This window comes from Allosaccharopolyspora coralli, from assembly GCF_009664835.1.
Taxonomy (GTDB): Bacteria; Actinomycetota; Actinomycetes; order Mycobacteriales; family Pseudonocardiaceae; genus Allosaccharopolyspora; species Allosaccharopolyspora coralli.
In genome coordinates, this window is sequence record NZ_CP045929.1 from 869,309 (window position 1) to 886,853 (window position 17,545).

Below are 17,545 nucleotides of genomic sequence, written 5' to 3' on the forward strand. Positions count from 1 at the left end.
CGCTAGCGTGCGCACCGTGACCACCGCACCGCCCGCCGTGCTCGTCGTCGGCGCCGGAGTCCAGGGACTGACCACGGCCACGGTGCTCGCCGAATCCGGTGTCGACGTCCGGGTGCGCACCGCCGAAGCACCCCGCGACACGACCTCCTCCGTCGCCGCCGCGATGTGGGGCCCGACCTTCCTGCAGCCGACCGAACGAGTCACGGGGTGGACGCTGGATTCGCACGCGGCGTTCACCGCGCTCGCCGACGAGCAGGACACCGGTGTTCGCATCGTGGGCGGCCGCGTCGCCGCACGAATCGACCTCGGTGACGAGATACCCGACGAGGCGCGCGCCGTGTCCGACCTCGCCCCGTGCGCGCCGAGCGACCTACCCGCCGGATTCGTCAGCGGTTACCGGATGTCCGTGCCGCTCATCGACATGCCTGGCTACCTGGAATACCTCGTCGACCGGCTCGTGCGCGCGGGAGGACGTCTGTCGCTGAGTCCGGTGTCGACGCTGCGTGCCGCCACCGAGGACGCGCCGATCGTCGTCAACTGCACCGGTGTCGGGGCACACGAACTCGTCGGTGATCCCCAGGTGCGGCCCGTGCGCGGACAGCACGTGGTGGTGCGCAATCCTGGAATCGAGGAGTACTTCATGGAGGTCGGCCCGGACGATCGCTGGGCGGGGATCTTCCCGCACGGCGAGCGTCTGATCCTCGGTGGCGACGCTCGTGAGCACGACTGGAACCGCGAGTCCGACCCGGTCTCCACGTCCGGGATCCTGCGTCGCTGCGCCGCGATCGACGACCGTCTCGCCGAGCCGGTCGTCCTCGACGTGATGGTGGGCCTGCGACCCGGACGCCCGGCGGTGCGACTGGAAATCGAGGACTACGAGGGAGCGCGGATCGTGCACAACTACGGCCACGGTGGTGGTGGCGTCACGCTCTCGTGGGGCTGCGCCCACGAAGCCGCAGCGCTCGCGGCCGCCGCGCTGTGATCAGCGGCGCCAGTGCGCAGGCCGTGTCAGGGTGTCCGGGATCGTCGTCGCGGCGTTCCCTCGTGCGGCTTCCAGCTGCGGCTGGGTGACGAACAAGCCGGTGTCCAGACGTGCGCCGCGTACGTCGGCCGCTCGCAGGTCCGCGCCGAGCAGATCCGTCCGATACAGGCTCACCTCGCGCAGATCCGCCCCCAGCAGGTAGCTACCGCGCAGGCTCACCCCGCGCAGGTCCGCCCGCCGGAGGTTCCGGCCGATCAGGTCGGCACCGACCCGGTCACGCCCCGAACCACGCGCGCCCGCCCGCGCGGACTCGCTGACTTCGTCCAGCACCGGACGGACCCGCTGGCGGTACGCGGCGATGTCGAAGGCGGCGAGCGTGTCGGCGCCGGCCCTCGTCGCGTCCTCGCAGTCTCGTGCGGCCGTCCGAACCGACTCGCGCAGTGGACCGTCCGGCACCAGCGTATCCGCCTCGGCGAGGTACCAGAGCAGCTCGTGCAGCTGACGCATCAATGCGAACACGGCGAACATCGAGTTCGCGGTCGATGCGTCGTCCCGCCAGGTTCGCCCGCCGAAGGTCACCTGCGTGACGTGCTGGCCCGCTCCGAAGCAGTCGAACACCGCACAGCCCGGGAACCCCTCGTCACGGAGCCGGTCATGGATGCCGCAGCCGCAGTCGGCCAACAGGTTGCGGCACGGTTGCCCGGCGGGCTTGTCAACGGCGAAATCGGCCGAAGCCGCGAACGCGGGCGCGACGCAGCACAAACCCGCGCACGAGCCGCAGTCCGCCCGCAGTTCCCGGCGCATCCGCACCCCTCCGATCGTGGAACACGATCAGGATAAACAGAAGGCCGTGCCTGCGGGGGCTAGCGGAACCTCAGCCCCTCCTCGCCGCGGGATCGATTTCGTGAGAGGGCGTCTCGGAACTGGCATGTGTGCCCGTAGGGCACGCCTCACAGGTGACCAGCCGCGGGGGCTCCGAACTGGCGCGACGGTCCTGGACCACCCACCCAAGTTCCCAGATGCCTGCTTAGGAGCCGGACAAAGTGTCCACGACGCCGTCGATCTCCTGGGCCATCGACACGTCCTTCTGGGTGATGCCGCCCTCCGAGTGCGTGGAGCACGAGAACCGAAGCTCGCGCCACCGGATGTCGATGTCCGGGTGGTGGTCCTCCTGCTCGGCGATCTCGGCGATCCGGTTCACCGCCTGGATCGCCTGCGGGAAAGACGCGAGCTTCGCGGTCCGGACCAGGGCGGTGCCCTCCTGGGTCCAGTCCGACAGGTGGTCGAGGGCTGCCTGGATCTGGTCGTCGTTGAGCAGAGACGTCATGACCTCATGGTGGTACGTGATCGTCGATCGCGCGACCTCCCGTCGGTGGGACGTGCACGCCCGGGCCAGTAGACTGCGCCGCGCCACGGGAGTCCGGTCCGCCGGACTGAGAGGAGGGCACGCCCTCGACCGTCCGCACCTGATCCGGATCATGCCGGCGCAGGGAGGCGAACACGATCAGCCCGGCCAGGGGCTCGCGTGGCGCGACCCCGGGAGGATCGTTGTACCGCTCGTTACCCCGTACCGCTGTTCGTGTCGCCGTCTGCGCCGCCGTGGCCCTGCTCGCCGCGGGATGCTCGCTGGTCGCCGCGCCCACCGCCACCGACGAACGGACGGTCACCGTCGTCGCACACGACTCCTTCGTGCTCGACGAGCAGGTCAAGGCCGATTTCGAGGAACGCAGCGGGATCACTCTCGAGGTCCGGACGGTCGGTGACGCCGGTGCGCTCGCCAACCAGCTCGTGCTGTCGAAGGCCGCACCGCTGGGCGATGTCGCTTACGGCGTGGACTCGACCTTCGCGTCACGGCCGCTCGACGAGGGCGTGTTCGTCCCACACGAGTCGCCCGCGACGCAACGCGGTCCGCAGCGTTATGCGCTCGACCCGCAAGCGCGGCTCACCGCCGTCGATGTCGGAGACGTCTGCGTCAACATCGACCCCGCGTGGTTCGCCGAACGCTCGATTCCGGAACCGCGGACGCTCGCCGACCTCACCGACCCGCGCTACCGCGACCTGTTCGCCGTGCCCGACCCGAAGACCTCCTCACCGGGACTGGCGTTCCTGCTCGCCACCGTCGCGACCTTCGGTGAACCCGGTTGGCAGGACTACTGGACGAAGCTGACCGCCAACGGTGTCGAACTCAGCGCGGGCTGGGAAGAGGCCTACAACCAGGAGTTCTCCGGTTCGGCGGGACAGGGGCCGAAGCCCATCGTGCTCTCCTACGCCTCGTCGCCGGCGGCCGAGGTCGGTGCGGACGGAACTCCGCGCACCCGCGCCCTGCTGGACACCTGTTACCGCCAGGTCGAGTACGCGGGTGTGCTGGACGGAGCGAAGGACCCGCAGGCCGCGGCGGAGGTCATGGACTTCCTGGTGTCCCCGGAGTTCCAGCGGACCGTGCCCGAGCAAATGTACGTGTACCCGACGGTCGAGGGGGTCGCGCTCCCGGACGGCTGGGAACGCGCGGCGCCGCAGCCTGAGCAGCCTGCAGAGCTCCCCGCCGAGCAGGTCGAGCAGAACCGTCAACGCTGGATCGAGCAGTGGCGCGCGCTCGTCCGGGGGTGATCGACCCGCCGAACCGGGTAGGCGGTCACCGGCTGTTCGTGGCGGTGGCCGCGACGAGCGTGCTCGGGTTCCTCGCGGTGTTCTTCGCCTGGCCGGTCGTCGCGATCATCGGCCTCGGCGTCGGCGGCGACCTCCTCGGCACCTTCGCCGAGCCGTCAACGGCGCGACTGGTCGGCTTCACCCTCGGTCAGGCCGCGGCTTCGACCGTGGTGGCGCTGCTCGCCGGGATGCCGTTGGCGTTCGTGCTCGCACGCGTCGCACTGCCCGGTAAAGCGGTGATCCGGGCGCTGGTGACGGTCCCGTTCGTGCTGCCGACGATCGTCGTCGGGATGGCGTTTCGTGCGGTGTTCGACGTCGACGGCGCGGCAAGCAGTGCCGTGGCGATCGTGCTCGCCAACGCGTTCTTCAACGTCGCCGTCGTCGCCCGCACCGTCGGAGGTTTCTGGTCGCATCTGGACAGACGCGTGGAGGACTCGGCGCGCACCCTCGGGGCGAGTGGTCTTCGCGCATTCCGGTCCGTGACGCTGCCCGCGCTCGCCCCGGCGATCGGCTCCGCCACGGCCGTGGTGTTCCTGTTCTGCTCCACGAGTTTCGGCGTGGTGCTGGTGCTCGGGGGAGGGTCGCTGCGCACGCTGGAGACCGAGATCTACCTGCGCACGGTGGAGTTGCTCGACCTCTCCGGTGCGGCCGCGCTCTCGCTGATCCAGCTCTCAGCGGTGGTCACCGCGCTCGGATTGGCCTCTTTCGCCCGCAAGCGACGGGAAAGTGCGCTCCGCCTGCGTCGAGCGGACGAAGCGATTCGGGCGCCGCGAGGGCGTGAATGGTGGGTCGTCGGTGTGGCGGCGTCCGTGCTCGCCGCGTTGCTCACGCCCATCCTCGGGCTGCTCGTGCGCTCGGTGTCGGGCCGGAACGGATGGACATTCGACGGCTACCGGGCCCTGTCCGGAACCGGCGCGGACGGCACACTCGAAGTGTCCGGATGGGAAGCAGTGTCGCAGTCCCTGCGCACGGCTGCGGACGCGACGTGGATCGCGATGCTGCTCGGCCTGTTGGCCTCGATCGTGCTGGTCAGCGTGCGGCGACGGTCAGCGGAGGCGATGGACGCGGCACTGATGCTGCCGCTGGGAGTCTCGGCGGTCACCATCGGCTTCGGTTACCTCGTGACGCTGCACCTGCTTCCCGGTGACCTGCGGACCTCGCCACTGCTCGTCCCGTTCGCCCAGGCTCTCGTCGTCACGCCACTGGTGATTCGCACGGTGCTGCCGGTTCTGCGCGCGATCGACCCACGGCTGCGCGACGCGGCCGCGACGCTCGGCGCCGGGCCGTGGCGGGTGCGGTCGGCGATCGACCTGCCGCTGGCGTTGCGTTCGGTGTGCGCGGCGGCAGGATTCGGGTTCGTCGTGGCGCTCGGCGAGTTCGGGGCGACGAGCTTCCTCGCCAGGCCGGACACCGCGACCCTGCCGGTGGTGATCGCGCGGCTGCTCTCGCGACCCGGCGAGTCGAACCTGCAGATGGCCTACGCGGCGTGTTCGTTGCTCATGGTCGTCACGGCGCTCGCGGTGATCGCGATCGAGAGCGTCCGCGTCCGTACTCACGGCGTCGAGGAGTTCTGATGGCTCTGGGCCTGCACGGAATGAGTGTCCACTTCGGAGAGAAAACGGTGTTGTCCGAAGTGGATTTAAAGGTTCCGGACGGCGAGGTGCTCGCACTGCTGGGGCCGTCCGGGTGTGGCAAGTCGACGCTGCTGCGGGCCGTGGCGGGGCTCGAGCGACTTCAGGCGGGAATGGTGTGCTGGAACGACCGCGACCTCGCTCCGGTGCCGGTGCACGAACGTGGGTTCGGCATGGTCTTCCAGGACGGCCAGCTGTTCCCGCACCGCGACGTCGCGGGCAACGTGGGCTTCGCGCTGGCGATGCGCGGAGCCGATCGTCGGCGGCGCGCGGAGCGGGTCGCCGAACTGCTCGCGTTGGTCGGACTGGGCGGCTACGAGCGTCGCCGCGTCACCGACCTCTCCGGTGGTGAAGCACAGCGGGTCGCGTTGGCCCGCGCGCTGGCGGGAGACCCGCGGATGCTCCTGCTGGACGAGCCGCTGTCCGCGCTCGACCGGGCGCTGCGGGACCAGCTCGCCGTGGACCTCGCCGGACTGCTCGCGCGCGCAAGGGCGACGACGATCGTGGTCACCCACGACCACGACGAGGCGTTCACCCTCGCGGATCGGGTCGCGGTCATGGCCGACGGCCGGGTCGTCCAGGTCGACACCCCGTCACGGCTGTGGCAGCGGCCCGCCGACGAGCGAGTCGCCCGATTCCTCGGCTGCTCGACGATTGTGCCCGCGAGCCTGCACGAAAGTCGCGAAGGTCGGGACACCATCGCCACCTGTGTGCTCGGCAGCGTGGCGGTGGCGGAGAACGGCGCCGATGCTGCTGCAAGCACGGTTCGGCTCGGCCTTCGCGCGGGTGGGCTTCGTGCCGTCGCCGGGAACGACGACGATCGCGCCCCGATCGTCCGGCAACGCCTGCACCGGCATGACCATGTGCGGCTCGTTCTGGACGTGCCGGAGATGGGAGAGGTCGAGGCCGTCGCCCCAACCGGAACCGCCCCACACGTGGGCGACCACGCCACGCTGACCCTGGACCCCAACGGCGTAGCGATCATCAGCGACGGGTGAGGGGTGTTCCTCGCAGAGGCTCTTGCTTGGCGGGTCGGGTGGCGGAACCTCAGCGCCCTCCTCGCTGCGGGATCGATTTCTTGAGTAGCGGCCTACGCTGCGAAATCGCTGTCCTCGCGAGGAGGGCGCTGAGAACCCGCGGGTGGTCGGGCTGCGTGCGTGGTGACCGCGCAGCGGCTCCGCCGCTGACAAGAGACGACGACCGCTCATTCCGGGTTGTTCTCCCGCCACCTTCGCAGACCGACCACCGGCGGGTTCTCACCTCGCGGCCGGCGAGGACAGCGTCGACGTGGCGTAGGGCGCTACTCGATGTCGAGGATCCCGGAGCCGACCGCGAGGTGAGGTTCCGCTACGGAACCACCCACGCAGATCAACCCGCGCACCCTCTCAGGCTCAGCTGTCCTTGGTTGCCATTCGTGCTATTGATACCGACACCCCGATGACGACGTAGCAGCCGGCTCGCCACAGACCTTCGACGAGGTTGTCGGTGACCACCGGATCGCGCAGCACGTCGATCACCGAGGTCCAGCCCGTCGTGACGAGGAACGGGTGCAGCCAGGACAGCGACGAGAAGGCACCGAGGACGCCGAAGACGATGACGATGCCCATCGTCGACGCGAGCACGACCACCGGATGTTCCGTCATCGACGAGAGCGCCAGCGCGATCGCGCCGACCGCCGCCATCTGCGCGACGACCCACAGCGCCGCCATCGCCACCCGGGCGAGTCCGTCGAGCATCGGCAGCGTCGTCCCGGACAGCGTGACCAGGTCGCCGCCGCCCACCACGAGCAGTCCGGTGAGCACGCCGCTGACCGCCATCACCCCGACGGAGAGGGCGATCATGGTCAGCACGCCGAGCGCCTTGATCAACACCACCCGGACACGGCTCACCGGCGCGAGCAGCAATCCGCGCAGCGTGCCGTGCGAGGCTTCCCCGGCCAGGGCGTCGGCCGCCACCGTCGCCGCGACCAGCGGCAGCAGCATCGTCTGCGCGAGAATCATCGTCGCCACCGGCAGCACGAGCCCGTTTCCCGCCACCGTCGAGAGCGCCGGTGGCCCGTCTCCCGCGCCGGGCCCGCCGGTCAGCGCGATCGTCGTGCCGACCACGACGGGCAATGCCGCCATCAGCAGCAGCGCCGCCATGTTGCGTGGGCGACGCAGCACCCAGCGGAGCTCGGCGGCCACGACCCGCCCCCACGGTGCGGCGTTGCGTGCGGGTGGCGTCCCGATCGCCGTCGTGGTCATGATTCGTCCTCCGTGAGCCGGGCGAACACGTCTTCCAGCCCGGTGCGGCCACGACGCGCCTCGTGCACGCCGATTCCCGCCCGGACCAGTTCGGCGATCACTTCCGGAGCGTCGACGTCGGTGAGCTCGACCCGGATCTCGCCTTGGTGTTCGGAGGCGGCGATCCGGTTGTCCCGCAACGCCTCCACCCCGCCGTCGACGTCCGGTGTGGACACCAGCAGTGTCGGGCCGCCGGACTCCAGCAGGCCCGCGAGCTCCCCCTGGGCGACCAGCGAGCCCTGATGCATGACCGCCACGTGGGTGCAGGTCGCCTCGACCTCCGAGAGCAGGTGCGAGGAGACGAGCACGGTGGTTCCGGCCCCGTGCAGTTCGGCGATGATCCGGCGGACCTCCTTCGTGCCTGCCGGGTCGAGGCCGTTCGTCGGCTCGTCCAGCACCACGAGCTCCCGCGGCACGAGCAGCGCCGCCGCCAGCCCGAGCCGCTGCTTCATCCCGAGCGAGTAGCCGCGGAAGCGCCGGTCCGCCGCGCGGGAGAGTCCGACCCGGTCGAGTGCGTCGCCGACCGCACCCGGGATCGTCGATCTCGTCAGGTGCGGCTCCATCGCGGCGCAGCGCAGCAGGTTCTGCCTGCCGGACAGGAACGGATGGAACCCGGGACCCTCCACCAGCGCCCCGACCCGGGGGAGAACCCGGTCGGCGTGCTCCGGAACCTCGCAGCCGAGCAACTCGACCTCGCCGGAGGTCGGGCGGGTCAACCCCAGCAGCATCCGGATCGTCGTCGTCTTGCCCGAGCCGTTCGGCCCGAGCACGCCGACGACCGCGCCGTGCGGCACAGCCAGGTCGACGTCGGCCACGGCGACGGTGCTGCCGTAGGTCTTGCGCAGGCCGCGTGTCCTCGCGGCGAACGTGTCCGAGGTGTCCACCGGGGTGGGAGCGGTCTCCTCTGCCCCCACCCGGTCGACACGCAGTGCGTCGGTCATCAGGAGTTCCCGATCGCGTCGGTCAGCACCTGCTCCGGCACGGCGCCGACGGCGACACGCCCGTCCGAGGTCAGCAGTGCCGAACCCGCCTTCGTGGTCACGACCCAGCCGTCGCCCCACGGCCCGGACACCTTCGTGCCGACCTGGTCGGCGAGTGCCCGGACGTCCTGCCCGCCGGGGCCGTCCTGGCGGTTCTGCTCGTCGTCGCCCTGCTGCAGTGCCTGCTCGGGCAAGCGGCTCACCGTCACCGTGTCCCAGCCGTCGCCGACCTTGCGGTGCGGCGGCTTCTGCGCCTGCTCCGGAGCCTTCTCCTGCCGCTGCGGTTCTTCCACCGTCGTCCCGGCGGGCGGGGTGAACTGGAACAGGCGCGCTTCGGGCACGGTCATGTCCAGTTCGGAGAACCCGACTCGCAGCGCGGGATCGTCCGAACCGTGGGTGTTGACCACGACGTTCAGCGGCACCCGCTTCTCGGCGTCGACCGCGACCCGAACCTCGCGCAGCACCGTGCGTTCGCTCGGCTTCGGCGTGAGGACGAGCTCGTAGGCGTCGCGGCCGGCGACGCTGGCCGTTCCGTCCACCGTCACGGTGCTGGACTCCCGGAGGGTGCCGACGACGGCGCGCGCGGCCTCGGCCGGGTCCGCTGGACGCTCCTGGGCGTGGTGCGGCTCCCGCTGCTGCTGTTTCGCCGGGTCCACGTCGGAGCGGGAGGCGGTTCGGGTCGCCGAGTCCCACGTCCACACCGTCGACCCGTCGTGGACGATCGTGCGCTCGCCCGACTCCGACGGCAGGGACACCCGATGCCGGTCGGCGCCGTCGGACCAGACCCGCATGGTGTGCTCGCCGTCGGCGAGCATCGCGCCGACGCCGCTGTCCTCGCCGCCGGCGCCCGGGAGCGCGGGAAGGCCCAGCGCGTTGTCCACCGTCACGGTGCCGCTGAACGCCGGTGGTGACGAGGTCATGACGGACTCGACGAGCTTCTCCGGTGGGATCTCGGGCAGCGTCGGGTTCGCGGTCGCACTCGGCAGGCTCAACGCTGCCAGTCCGAGCACGCCCGCCGCCGCTCCGGCCGTCGCGACGACCGCGACCCTTCTGCTCTGCATGGTGCCTCCCGATGTCCCGGGACCGTCCGGCCCCTGCTGCCCGAGTCTCCCGTTCCCGCTGCTGCTCGGGCACCCCTGCGATCCGGATTCAGCATGAACGTGTGTTGCTGAGATCGGGCTGAGACCGCATCCGGCGCTGAGAACCCGCTGAGAAGCCGCACGCGTGGGCACCGTCGCCGCGCGACGGGTGCCATCCTGAACGCCGACGCGTCGGGAGGCCGAAGGAGGGGTGGCGATGTCAGCGCGTGAGATCGGGGACGAGGCGGGTGAGGCGCCTCGGGTCCTCGTGGTCGACGACGAGGCAGGCGTTCGCACCGCGCTGCGTCGCGGACTCGCCGCCGAAGGCATGCACGTCGAGATCGCCGCCGACGGCCACGACGCCCTGACCCTGGCAGGCACCGGAGCCTTCGACGTCATCGTCCTCGACATCATGCTGCCCGGCCTCTCCGGATACCGGGTTCTGCAGCAGCTGCGCGCGGATGGCGTGACGACTCCGGTACTGATGCTCTCGGCGAAGGACGGCGAGGTCGACCAGGCCGACGGGCTCGACCTCGGTGCGGACGGCTACCTGGTCAAACCGTTCTCCTTCCTGGTGCTGGTCGCCCACGTGAGAGCACTGGTGCGGCGCAACGACATCACGTCCCGGCAGAGCATGCTGCGCATCGGTGAACTGGAGATCGACCGGGACCGTCGTCAGGTGCGCTGGAACGGCGCGGAGGTCGAGCTCTCGCCACGCGAGTACGGCCTGCTCGTCGCACTGGCGAGCCAGCCGGGATCGGTGTTGACCAAGGACGACCTGGTGCGCACCGTCTGGGGGCGGGACCAGTTCGTGACCCGCAACGTCGTCGAGGTCTACATCGGCTACCTGCGGCGCAAGCTCACCGCCGTCGGTGCGGGCGAGCTCGTGCACACCGTCCGTGGACACGGCTACCGCGTCAGCGCCGATCCGGCATGAGGCGAGTGCTCACCTCGGTCCGAGCCTGGTGGGCGCGGCGGACGGTCCAGTTCCGCACCAGCTTCGTGGCGGCGGCGGTCGCGCTCGTCGGGCTCGCGCTGCTCGCCCGGATCAGCATCGCGTTCATCGGCTGGTTCCTGCTCGAGTCCGTCGACACCGAACTGCGGGTCACGGCCGAGTCCGCAGCCGAGCGCTTGGCCACCGGGACGCCGCCGGGACCGCTGGCGGGGGCCGACCTGCGGGTGCTCGACACCGCCGGGGAGCCCGTGGACGGTCGCCCCGGACCGGAGCTGTCCCCCTGGGAACTCAACGAGCTCAAGGCGGGAAACGGAGTGTTCGACCGTGGCGGGCGATCCCTGAACAACGGCGACAGGCCCCCGCAGCGGTGGATCGGTCAGGTCGTGCCGGCTCCGCAGGGGCAGCCGCTGCTCGTGCTGGCCGGTACCGGGCTCGTCGGCCACGACAACACGCTCGGGGTGGCGTCGGCGCTGCTGTGGACGAGCTCGGTCATCGCCGCCGGGACCGTGTGGGCGGCGACCTGGGTCGTGGTGCGCCGCTCGCTGCGGCCGGTCCAGAACATGCGGCTCGCGGCGACGAGACTGCCGGAGGGGGAGCGGTTGCCCGTTCCGACGGCGCGGGACGAGTTGCGCTTCCTCGCCGAAGCGCTCAACGGAATGCTGGCCGGGCGCGACGCCGACACCCGGCGGTTGCGCAGGTTCACCGGGGACGCGGCGCACGAGCTGCGCAACCCGGTCGCGTCGATCCGGGCGCAGGCAGAGGTCGCGGTCGTGCACCCGGACCCGGAACTCACGCAGGACACGCTCGCCGACATCGCCGCCGAGGCACAGCGTCTGTCGGATCTCGTGGAGAGCCTGCTGGCGCTGTCCCGAGCGGAGTCGATCGTGCCGGAGTCCGAGCCCGTGGAACTCGTCGCCGCTGCTCAAGCTGCGGCGGACCGTGCGATGCTCGGGGGATCGCGTCCGAAAGTGCAGCTCAGCACGCCCACGGGCGCTGTCGTCGTCCTTGCCGCTGCGAACGAGGTCGCCACGGTGCTCGACAACCTGCTGTCCAACGCGGCTCGGTACGCGCGGGCGCTCGTACGGCTCTCCGTGCTGCCCGCAGGCGGTGGCTGGGTGCGGCTGGTCGTCGACGACGACGGCCCCGGCATTCCGGACGAGCAACGCGCGCGGGTGTTCGACCGCTTCCACCGCGTCGAAGCCGATCGGGCGAGGCGTAGCGGCGGAGCCGGGATCGGCCTCGCGTTGGTCGCCGAAGCCGTCCGGCGGCGAGGTGGCACTGTGCACGCCGGTCGTTCGCCCGAGGGAGGCGCTCGCATCGAGGTGCGCTGGCCCGCCCCGGGCGCGCAGCCGTCGCACCGGGCGTAGCCGCGTCCGAGTCGGCCGCAGGAGGTCGGGCAGGATGGTCGTCCGTGGTGGTGATGCGGAGATCGGCTGCGGTGGACGCGCCCGCGCACACCGTGGCGGCGGTGCTGCGGGAGCCCTCGACGCTCGTTCGCGCGCTCGCGGGCGCGGGTGTTCGGGCCCGGGTTTCGGACACGGTCGGGCGGCTGTTGGTCCCCGGGGACGAGGTGCGGCTCGGGTTCCCGTTCAGTCCGTGGATGGTGCCGACGTGGTTGCGAGTCGTGCGTGCCACCCCGAACGGCATGCGTGTGGTTCTCGTGCGCGGGTTGTGGCGTGAGCTGACCGTCGAAGCGTCGCTCACCGAGCTCGGCGGGCGAACTGAGCTTGTCGCCGAGTTCCGGGGGACGGCCGCGTTCGGGGCCGCGTCTCGCCGCAGCGTGGAGCATGCGCTCGACACGGTGGTGCGCGAAATCGGCGCGGTAGCCCAAGACTGGGCCGGCCGCCGGGTCGTGGTGGGTGCGGCGATCGTCCACGACGGACTGCTTCTCACACAGCAGCGACGATTTCCCGTTGCCGACGCCGGGCGCTGGGAGCTTCCCGGCGGGCGGGTGGAGCCTGGTGAGTCCGAAGTGGACGCGGTGGTCCGGGAATGCAATGAGGAATTGGGCGTCGGCGTGGCCGTGGACGGCGGCGTGGCGGCGGGCGGGAGCGGAGGCGCGACGAGCAGAGTCGGGACCGACGTGCCGTTGGAACCGGACAGCGTGCTGCGGATCCATCGGGCGCGTCTGCTCGACCCGTCGGAGGTCCCGCGACCGATCGAACACCGGCGGCTGCGGTGGGTCGGCGCGGCCGAACTCGGCGAGCTGGACTGGCTCGAGGCCGACCGCGTCCTCGTCCACTCCCTGCGGCTCATGGAAGCGTGAGTCTTTTTGGTTGCTATGACCACCAAAAAGACTCACGCCCGCTAGCCGACTCCGGTCCAATCAGAGCAGCTCGATCGTGCACTCCGGCTCTGGGGCTTTCGTCAGCCGCGCGTCGGTGGTGAGCAACGCGGCCGCGTCGGTCAACTCGGTCAAAGCGACGTATGGGGCGTCGTAGGCGCCGAGGTTGTGTCGAAGCGCCCAGATCCTCGGGCGGAGCCGGTCGGCCGGGAACCTGGTCAGAAGCTCGGGCGAAGCCCTCCATCGCGAGGTCACCTTGCTCTTCGTTGAGAGCGCCGCGACGAATCAGGCCCCGCACAACGTGGGTGAGTTCGCCGTCGATCAGGTGCGGCCCGCCAGCTCTTCGTCGCCGAGTCGTTCGGGCTCAAGGTTGCCTGCGACGAGCTCCACGACGACGCCCGCGTCGACGACCTTCACTCGCCGCGTCCCTCGTGCAGCACCGACAGGATCGTCTCGCGATCCGACCGTCCCCGAACTCGACCCTGGGTCCGACGGATCACGTCAGCGTTGTGCCGTCCGAGCCGTCATTTCCCGGGAACAGCCCCGGTGTCCCTGGCAGCGTGCCGGCTCGGTGGTGGGGCGTGAGCCTTTTTGGTTGCTATGACCACCAAAAAGACTCACGCCCGCTGGCCGACTCCCTTCCCGGACAGGTGCAGTCGGGGCCAGCTCGCCACGGCGCGCAACATCTGGCGATCGTGCGTAGCCACGATCGCGGCAGCCCCGGTGTGGTGCAGCGCTTCGGTGAGCTCGTCGACGACGGTCGCTGAAAGGTGGTTGGTGGGTTCGTCGAGCAGGACGAGGTTCGGCCGGACGGCGAGTTCGAGCGCCAGCTGCAGGCGTCGCCGTTGCCCCTCGGACATCCGCCCGACCGTGGTGCGCATGGCGTCGCGGTCCAGCAGCCCGAGTGTGCTGAGCGCCACCGCATCGCCGTCGTGGATCGTGCCGGCGGCGACGAGCCTGCCGACACGACGCTCGTAGACTTCGCGCCCCGAGCGTTCGGCGTCGCCGTGGCGGTTCCACGGCGGTACCTCTTGGGACAGTACGGCGATCCTCGCGGCCTTGGTGTGGGTGACGCCGCCTGTGGTGGGCGCGAGATCGCCGGAAAGGACGGAGAGCAAGGTCGACTTTCCCGCGCCGTTCTCCCCGGTGACCACGAGCCGGTCCGCGGCGCCGATGTCGAGCGACACGGGTTCCGTCAGGCGCCCGGCAACGGTGATGTCGTCGGCACGCAACAGCCTCGTACCGGCTCGGGCACCGAGTTCGGGCCAGCGCAGCGTCAGCGGCGGGGCCGGCACTGTGATCTCGTGAGCGTCGAGGGCGGCTTGCTGGCGGTGCAGGGCCTGGACCACGCCGGGCGCACGGGACTGGCGCTGGTGCTTGCCGGTGCCCTTGTCCGGACGCCAACCGGTGGACAGTCGGTCCCGAGCCTGGGCGACGGCCTCCGTCAACCGGCGTCGTTCGTCCTGCTGGGCCGCGTGGTCGGCAGCCCAGCGTTCCCGGTCGCGGCACCGTGCGTGTTGCCAGGCGTCGTAACCACCGGCGTAGAGCGTCGGCCTGCCGTCGCGGCTGGGGTCGAGGTCGAGGAACTCGGCGGCGACGTCGGCTAGCAGTGCGCGGTCGTGGCTGACCACCGCCAGCCCCCCGTCGTGCTCGCGCAGTCGGCGAGTCAGGAAGGCCAGGCCGTCGGCGTCGAGGTGGTTCGTGGGTTCGTCGAGCAACAGGATGTCGTGCCGAGCGCCGAGCAGACAGGCCAGCCGTACCCTGTAGCGCTGCCCCGCCGACAACGTGTCCAGCTCGCGGTTCCGGTCGGCGCACGCTCCGAGCGCGTCGAGAGCGATGTCGACCCGGCGCTCGGCATCCCATGCATCCAGGCGAGTCGCGGCCTCGAGCGCCGTGGCGTAGCGGTCTTCGGCGCCGTCGACACCGTCGGCCAGCTCCCCGGTCGCGGCGTCCAACGCCGCCAGTGCCGCGACCGAGGTGTGCAGGGCGGCGTCGGTGACCGTTCCCACCGTCGCACCTGGTGCGGCGGTGAGCTCCTGACGTGCCATGCCGATCGTGCCGACACGCGTGACCGTGCCCTGATCGGGCAAGAGCAGGCCGGCGAAGGCGTGCAGCAGGGTGGTCTTGCCGCGCCCGTTCTCGCCGACCACAGCCAGTCGCGAGCGGTGCGAGACCGTGATCGTGACGTCGGTCAGGACCCGGCGGTCGCCGCGGGTCACGCCGACTCGGTTCGCACGGATGTGGGCGCTCTCGCCGGCGGGCAGACCGTCAGCGGCCCCGACGTCGAGAACGGCGGAAGTCAGAGGTGAGGGACAGAACGGGGATCGGGGAACAGAAGGCACAGGATGCTCCGCAGCTCGGAATGGAGCCGGGCAGCATGATTCGGCCGCCCGGCGGAAAACAACCGGGACGGCGGGCGCTGATTCGGATCAGGTCAGAAGGGCGCCGCCGTCAGCGGACGGCGCGCACCTTCTGCGACCAGAGGCCACTTCCTGTACACATCACGACCACGCTAGCAGACCACCAGGGAGCGTGAGCCTTTTTGGTGGCTATGACCACCAAAAAGGCTCACGCCGCGTCAGCGGAGTCCGGCGAGCCGGAGAGCCGCCGACAGTCGTGGTTGCGCTCGGTCGGCTGCCCGCGTGGCTCCGCGCGCTCGGCTCCGGTCCAGCTCGTCCGGATCGGCGAGCAGCTCCTTCGTACGTTCCCGCACGGGACGCAGGTGTTCGATCACGGCCTCCGCGGTCGCCTCCTTCAGTGCGCCGTACGACGAGTACTCCGCGGCGAGGCCGTATGGGGTCGTTGCTCGACAGGCGCCGAGGATCTCCAGCAGGTTCGACACGCCCGGCTGGTCGTCCGGTGCGTACCGCACCGTGCCGAGATCGTCGGTCACCGCGCGGCGCACCTTGCGGCGTACGAGGTCTGGCTCGTCGAGGACCTGGACCACGCCCACCGAGGAGCCGGCGGACTTCGCCATCTTCCGCGTCGGGTCGGACAGGTCCAGGATCCGCGCTGCCGTGGGGGCGACCGTGGCGCGCGGGACCGCGAAGACCTCCCCGTACTCGGAGTTGAACCGGCGGGCCAGCGTCCGCGCGAGCTCGACGTGTTGGTCCTGGTCGCTTCCGACCGGAACCTCGGTCGCGCCCTGCAGCAGGATGTCGGCCGCCATCAGCGCGGGGTACGTCAGCAGGCCCAGGCGGACCGACTGCTGTTCACCGGCCTTCTCCTTGAACTGGATCATCCGTGCCGCCTCGCCATAGCTGCAGGTGCATTCGAGCACCCAGTTCAGCGCGCCGAGCTCACCCGCGAGGTCGGACTGGACGAAGACCGAGTCCGTGTCGATGCCCGCCGCCACCAGCACGGCGAACGACTCCCTGGTCAGCGTGCGCAGTGTCGACGGCCGGTAGGAGACCGTCATGGCGTGCATGTCGGAGATGAAGAAAAGGTCGTCCGGCGCCCGTTCGGCGGCCCACCGGGCGACCGCCCCCAGATGATTGCCCAGATGGATGTGGCCGGACGGGGTGACGCCGGACAGACGTGGCATGGTTGTTCCTCCCTGCCTGCCGCCATCAGGGAGGACGCGTCATCCGCTCGCCGCCTGTTGGCGGCCGGACGGTTGCGTGTGCGAGATCAGTGCACGACGGGTCGGGGCCGCTCGTCGGCGGCCCACCAGTTACCCGAATGCGTGTGCACGCAATGAATTCTACCGGTCGGACGATCGGCATCAGACCCACGGGGGCACTACGCTGGAACCATGTATGTGGTGTTGGTGAATTACACGGCTCCGCTGGCCGACATCGACAACGCGCTGGCGGATCATTCCGACTGGATCGCCCGGCACTATGAATCGGGCGATTTCATCGCCGCGGGCAGGCGCGACCCGCACACCGGAGGTGTCATCATCGCCAGGCCGATGGTGCGCGGGCAGCTGGACGCGATCCTCGCGACCGACCCGTACGCGATCCAGCGGCTCGTACGGTACGAGGTGATCGAGTTCCAGGCGTTGTTGACCATTCCCGAACTGGCCCACTACGCCGATCACCTCGCGCCCACGCGCGACTGACGCACGCGCCGGAGCGGGCCGGACGGCAGGACGCGGCCCTGAAGGTCAGCGGACGGACGACTGCGCCGCGAGACCGCGATGGTGGCCCGCCGCGGTGAGTTCACCGTGCCTTTTTGCCCTTTTTGGACGATTTCTTCGGGTTCTTCCGGGAATCGGGCCCGGTTTTCTTCGTCGGCGCCGGCTCGTCGGATTCTGTGCCGTTTTCGCGGGCTTTCTCCGCTTTCTTTTCGGCCTTCTTCGCGTCCTTCGCCTTGGCGTCCCGCAACACCTCGCGGAGCACGACGATCGGGCAGCTCTTGCACGCCGGGGTCGAACGGCAACATTTGCGTTTGACCTTGATCGTGCCCTTGCCCACCGTTCGACCTCCTTCGGCGCTCCGGGTGCCCGGCCCGGCGAACCGGGCCCCTGTCAGGGTAGGGCAGCCTCACCTCACTCGGCGAGACCCTGCGGCTGTGCTGTTGCGCTCGACACGGTGCGACCGGTTGTGCGTCGCCGTGCACTACGCTAGAGGGAGCCGCGCGCCGACACAGCGTGCCCGGAGGCAGCCACCCGACGCTGCGCCAGGGCGCCGTCCCGAGCCTCGCCGCGGCGGTGCGTGCGGGGCCGCGGGCGCCGACGTCGACCGCCGACACCGCCCCGCTCG

17 protein-coding genes and 1 riboswitch are annotated in these 17,545 nt (G+C 70.6%); of the genes, 8 read left to right on the forward strand and 9 right to left on the reverse strand.

Going from position 1 to position 17,545, the window contains the following annotated elements; all coding sequences use genetic code 11:
- Nucleotides 1-16: 16 nt before the first annotated feature.
- A complete protein-coding gene (locus tag GIY23_RS04150) occupies nucleotides 17-982 on the forward strand; it encodes an FAD-dependent oxidoreductase (RefSeq protein ID WP_228717535.1) in 966 nt (321 codons plus the stop codon).
- Here the strand turns inward: GIY23_RS04150 and GIY23_RS04155 are convergent, their stop codons facing one another.
- Nucleotides 983-1,786 (reverse strand): pentapeptide repeat-containing protein, encoded by an 804-nt coding sequence (locus GIY23_RS04155; protein ID WP_154078598.1) that lies wholly within the window; start codon nucleotides 1,784-1,786, stop codon nucleotides 983-985.
- A 223-nt stretch (nucleotides 1,787-2,009) separates the two neighbouring features.
- Complete coding sequence (locus GIY23_RS04160; protein ID WP_154075448.1) at nucleotides 2,010-2,309, reverse strand: 4a-hydroxytetrahydrobiopterin dehydratase; 300 nt, start codon at nucleotides 2,307-2,309, stop codon at nucleotides 2,010-2,012.
- 75 nt (nucleotides 2,310-2,384) lie between these two features.
- Nucleotides 2,385-2,492, forward strand: a riboswitch (TPP riboswitch).
- A 38-nt stretch (nucleotides 2,493-2,530) separates the two neighbouring features.
- Here GIY23_RS04160 and GIY23_RS04165 point away from each other — a divergent pair.
- Genes GIY23_RS04165 through GIY23_RS04175 form a run of 3 tightly spaced genes read left to right on the forward strand, consistent with a single transcriptional unit; the run spans nucleotide 2,531 to nucleotide 6,257 of the window.
- A complete protein-coding gene (locus GIY23_RS04165) occupies nucleotides 2,531-3,589 on the forward strand; it encodes a thiamine ABC transporter substrate-binding protein (protein ID WP_154075449.1) in 1,059 nt (352 codons plus the stop codon).
- A complete protein-coding gene (locus GIY23_RS04170; RefSeq protein ID WP_407646828.1) occupies nucleotides 3,565-5,202 on the forward strand; it encodes an ABC transporter permease in 1,638 nt (545 codons plus the stop codon). Before GIY23_RS04165 ends, GIY23_RS04170 begins: the two co-directional genes overlap by 25 nt.
- Nucleotides 5,202-6,257 (forward strand): ABC transporter ATP-binding protein, encoded by a 1,056-nt coding sequence (locus GIY23_RS04175; RefSeq protein ID WP_154075450.1) that lies wholly within the window; start codon nucleotides 5,202-5,204, stop codon nucleotides 6,255-6,257. Before GIY23_RS04170 ends, GIY23_RS04175 begins: the two co-directional genes overlap by 1 nt.
- 393 nt (nucleotides 6,258-6,650) lie before the next feature.
- Here GIY23_RS04175 and GIY23_RS04180 read toward each other — a convergent pair whose 3' ends face one another.
- The 3 genes from GIY23_RS04180 to GIY23_RS04190 are packed head-to-tail and all read right to left on the reverse strand — an operon-like array spanning nucleotide 6,651 to nucleotide 9,582.
- Nucleotides 6,651-7,502, reverse strand: a complete 852-nt coding sequence (locus GIY23_RS04180) for an ABC transporter permease (RefSeq protein WP_154075451.1) — start codon at nucleotides 7,500-7,502, stop codon at nucleotides 6,651-6,653.
- Nucleotides 7,499-8,482 carry an ABC transporter ATP-binding protein gene (locus GIY23_RS04185; protein WP_154075452.1) on the reverse strand — a complete coding sequence of 328 codons (984 nt, stop codon included), beginning with the start codon at nucleotides 8,480-8,482 and terminating at the stop codon, nucleotides 7,499-7,501. The genes GIY23_RS04180 and GIY23_RS04185 overlap by 4 nt, the downstream gene beginning before the upstream one ends.
- Entirely contained in the window at nucleotides 8,482-9,582 is a 1,101-nt protein-coding gene (locus tag GIY23_RS04190) for a LolA family protein (protein ID WP_154075453.1), read from the reverse strand. Before GIY23_RS04190 ends, GIY23_RS04185 begins: the two co-directional genes overlap by 1 nt.
- A gap of 235 nt (nucleotides 9,583-9,817) precedes the next feature.
- Between GIY23_RS04190 and GIY23_RS04195 the strand changes: the two genes are divergently transcribed.
- From GIY23_RS04195 to GIY23_RS23280, 3 genes are read left to right on the forward strand one after another with little or no spacing between them, the layout of a single operon-like run.
- Nucleotides 9,818-10,537, forward strand: a complete 720-nt coding sequence (locus GIY23_RS04195; RefSeq protein WP_154075454.1) for a response regulator transcription factor — start codon at nucleotides 9,818-9,820, stop codon at nucleotides 10,535-10,537.
- A complete protein-coding gene (locus GIY23_RS04200) occupies nucleotides 10,534-11,922 on the forward strand; it encodes a sensor histidine kinase (protein ID WP_154075455.1) in 1,389 nt (462 codons plus the stop codon). The genes GIY23_RS04195 and GIY23_RS04200 overlap by 4 nt, the downstream gene beginning before the upstream one ends.
- A gap of 53 nt (nucleotides 11,923-11,975) precedes the next feature.
- Complete coding sequence (locus tag GIY23_RS23280) at nucleotides 11,976-12,821, forward strand: NUDIX domain-containing protein (protein ID WP_154075456.1); 846 nt, start codon at nucleotides 11,976-11,978, stop codon at nucleotides 12,819-12,821.
- A 60-nt stretch (nucleotides 12,822-12,881) separates the two neighbouring features.
- Here GIY23_RS23280 and GIY23_RS22945 read toward each other — a convergent pair whose 3' ends face one another.
- The 3 genes from GIY23_RS22945 to trpS all read right to left on the reverse strand — a co-directional run bounded on the left by GIY23_RS22945 (nucleotide 12,882) and on the right by trpS (nucleotide 16,383).
- The gene (locus GIY23_RS22945; protein ID WP_228717536.1) at nucleotides 12,882-13,094 is read right to left on the reverse strand and encodes a hypothetical protein; all 213 of its coding nucleotides are present in this window, start codon (nucleotides 13,092-13,094) and stop codon (nucleotides 12,882-12,884) included.
- A gap of 362 nt (nucleotides 13,095-13,456) precedes the next feature.
- A complete protein-coding gene (locus tag GIY23_RS04215) occupies nucleotides 13,457-15,058 on the reverse strand; it encodes an ABC-F family ATP-binding cassette domain-containing protein (RefSeq protein WP_228717537.1) in 1,602 nt (533 codons plus the stop codon).
- Nucleotides 15,059-15,417: 359 nt separating this feature from the next.
- A complete protein-coding gene (gene trpS, locus GIY23_RS04220) occupies nucleotides 15,418-16,383 on the reverse strand; it encodes a tryptophan--tRNA ligase (RefSeq protein ID WP_154075457.1) in 966 nt (321 codons plus the stop codon).
- Between the two features lie 210 nt (nucleotides 16,384-16,593).
- Here trpS and GIY23_RS04225 point away from each other — a divergent pair, with 210 nt between their 5' ends.
- The gene (locus tag GIY23_RS04225) at nucleotides 16,594-16,902 is read left to right on the forward strand and encodes a YciI family protein (RefSeq protein ID WP_154075458.1); all 309 of its coding nucleotides are present in this window, start codon (nucleotides 16,594-16,596) and stop codon (nucleotides 16,900-16,902) included.
- A gap of 100 nt (nucleotides 16,903-17,002) precedes the next feature.
- Here GIY23_RS04225 and GIY23_RS04230 read toward each other — a convergent pair whose 3' ends face one another.
- Nucleotides 17,003-17,257: a hypothetical protein gene (locus tag GIY23_RS04230; protein WP_154075459.1), complete on the reverse strand. Its 255-nt coding sequence runs from the start codon at nucleotides 17,255-17,257 to the stop codon at nucleotides 17,003-17,005.
- Nucleotides 17,258-17,545 lie beyond the last annotated feature (288 nt).

Coding starts and splice junctions, on each gene's coding strand:
- GIY23_RS04155 (WP_154078598.1), bottom strand. CDS start 1,786: ATGCGCCGGGAACTGCGGGCGGACTGCGGCTCGTGCGCGGGTTTGTGC.
- GIY23_RS04160 (WP_154075448.1), bottom strand. CDS start 2,309: ATGACGTCTCTGCTCAACGACGACCAGATCCAGGCAGCCCTCGACCAC.
- GIY23_RS04175 (WP_154075450.1), top strand. CDS start 5,202: ATGGCTCTGGGCCTGCACGGAATGAGTGTCCACTTCGGAGAGAAAACG.
- GIY23_RS04180 (WP_154075451.1), bottom strand. CDS start 7,502: ATGACCACGACGGCGATCGGGACGCCACCCGCACGCAACGCCGCACCG.
- GIY23_RS04185 (WP_154075452.1), bottom strand. CDS start 8,482: ATGACCGACGCACTGCGTGTCGACCGGGTGGGGGCAGAGGAGACCGCT.
- GIY23_RS04190 (WP_154075453.1), bottom strand. CDS start 9,582: ATGCAGAGCAGAAGGGTCGCGGTCGTCGCGACGGCCGGAGCGGCGGCG.
- GIY23_RS04195 (WP_154075454.1), top strand. CDS start 9,818: ATGTCAGCGCGTGAGATCGGGGACGAGGCGGGTGAGGCGCCTCGGGTC.
- GIY23_RS04200 (WP_154075455.1), top strand. CDS start 10,534: ATGAGGCGAGTGCTCACCTCGGTCCGAGCCTGGTGGGCGCGGCGGACG.
- GIY23_RS23280 (WP_154075456.1), top strand. CDS start 11,976: ATGCGGAGATCGGCTGCGGTGGACGCGCCCGCGCACACCGTGGCGGCG.
- trpS (WP_154075457.1), bottom strand. CDS start 16,383: ATGCCACGTCTGTCCGGCGTCACCCCGTCCGGCCACATCCATCTGGGC.
- GIY23_RS04225 (WP_154075458.1), top strand. CDS start 16,594: ATGTATGTGGTGTTGGTGAATTACACGGCTCCGCTGGCCGACATCGAC.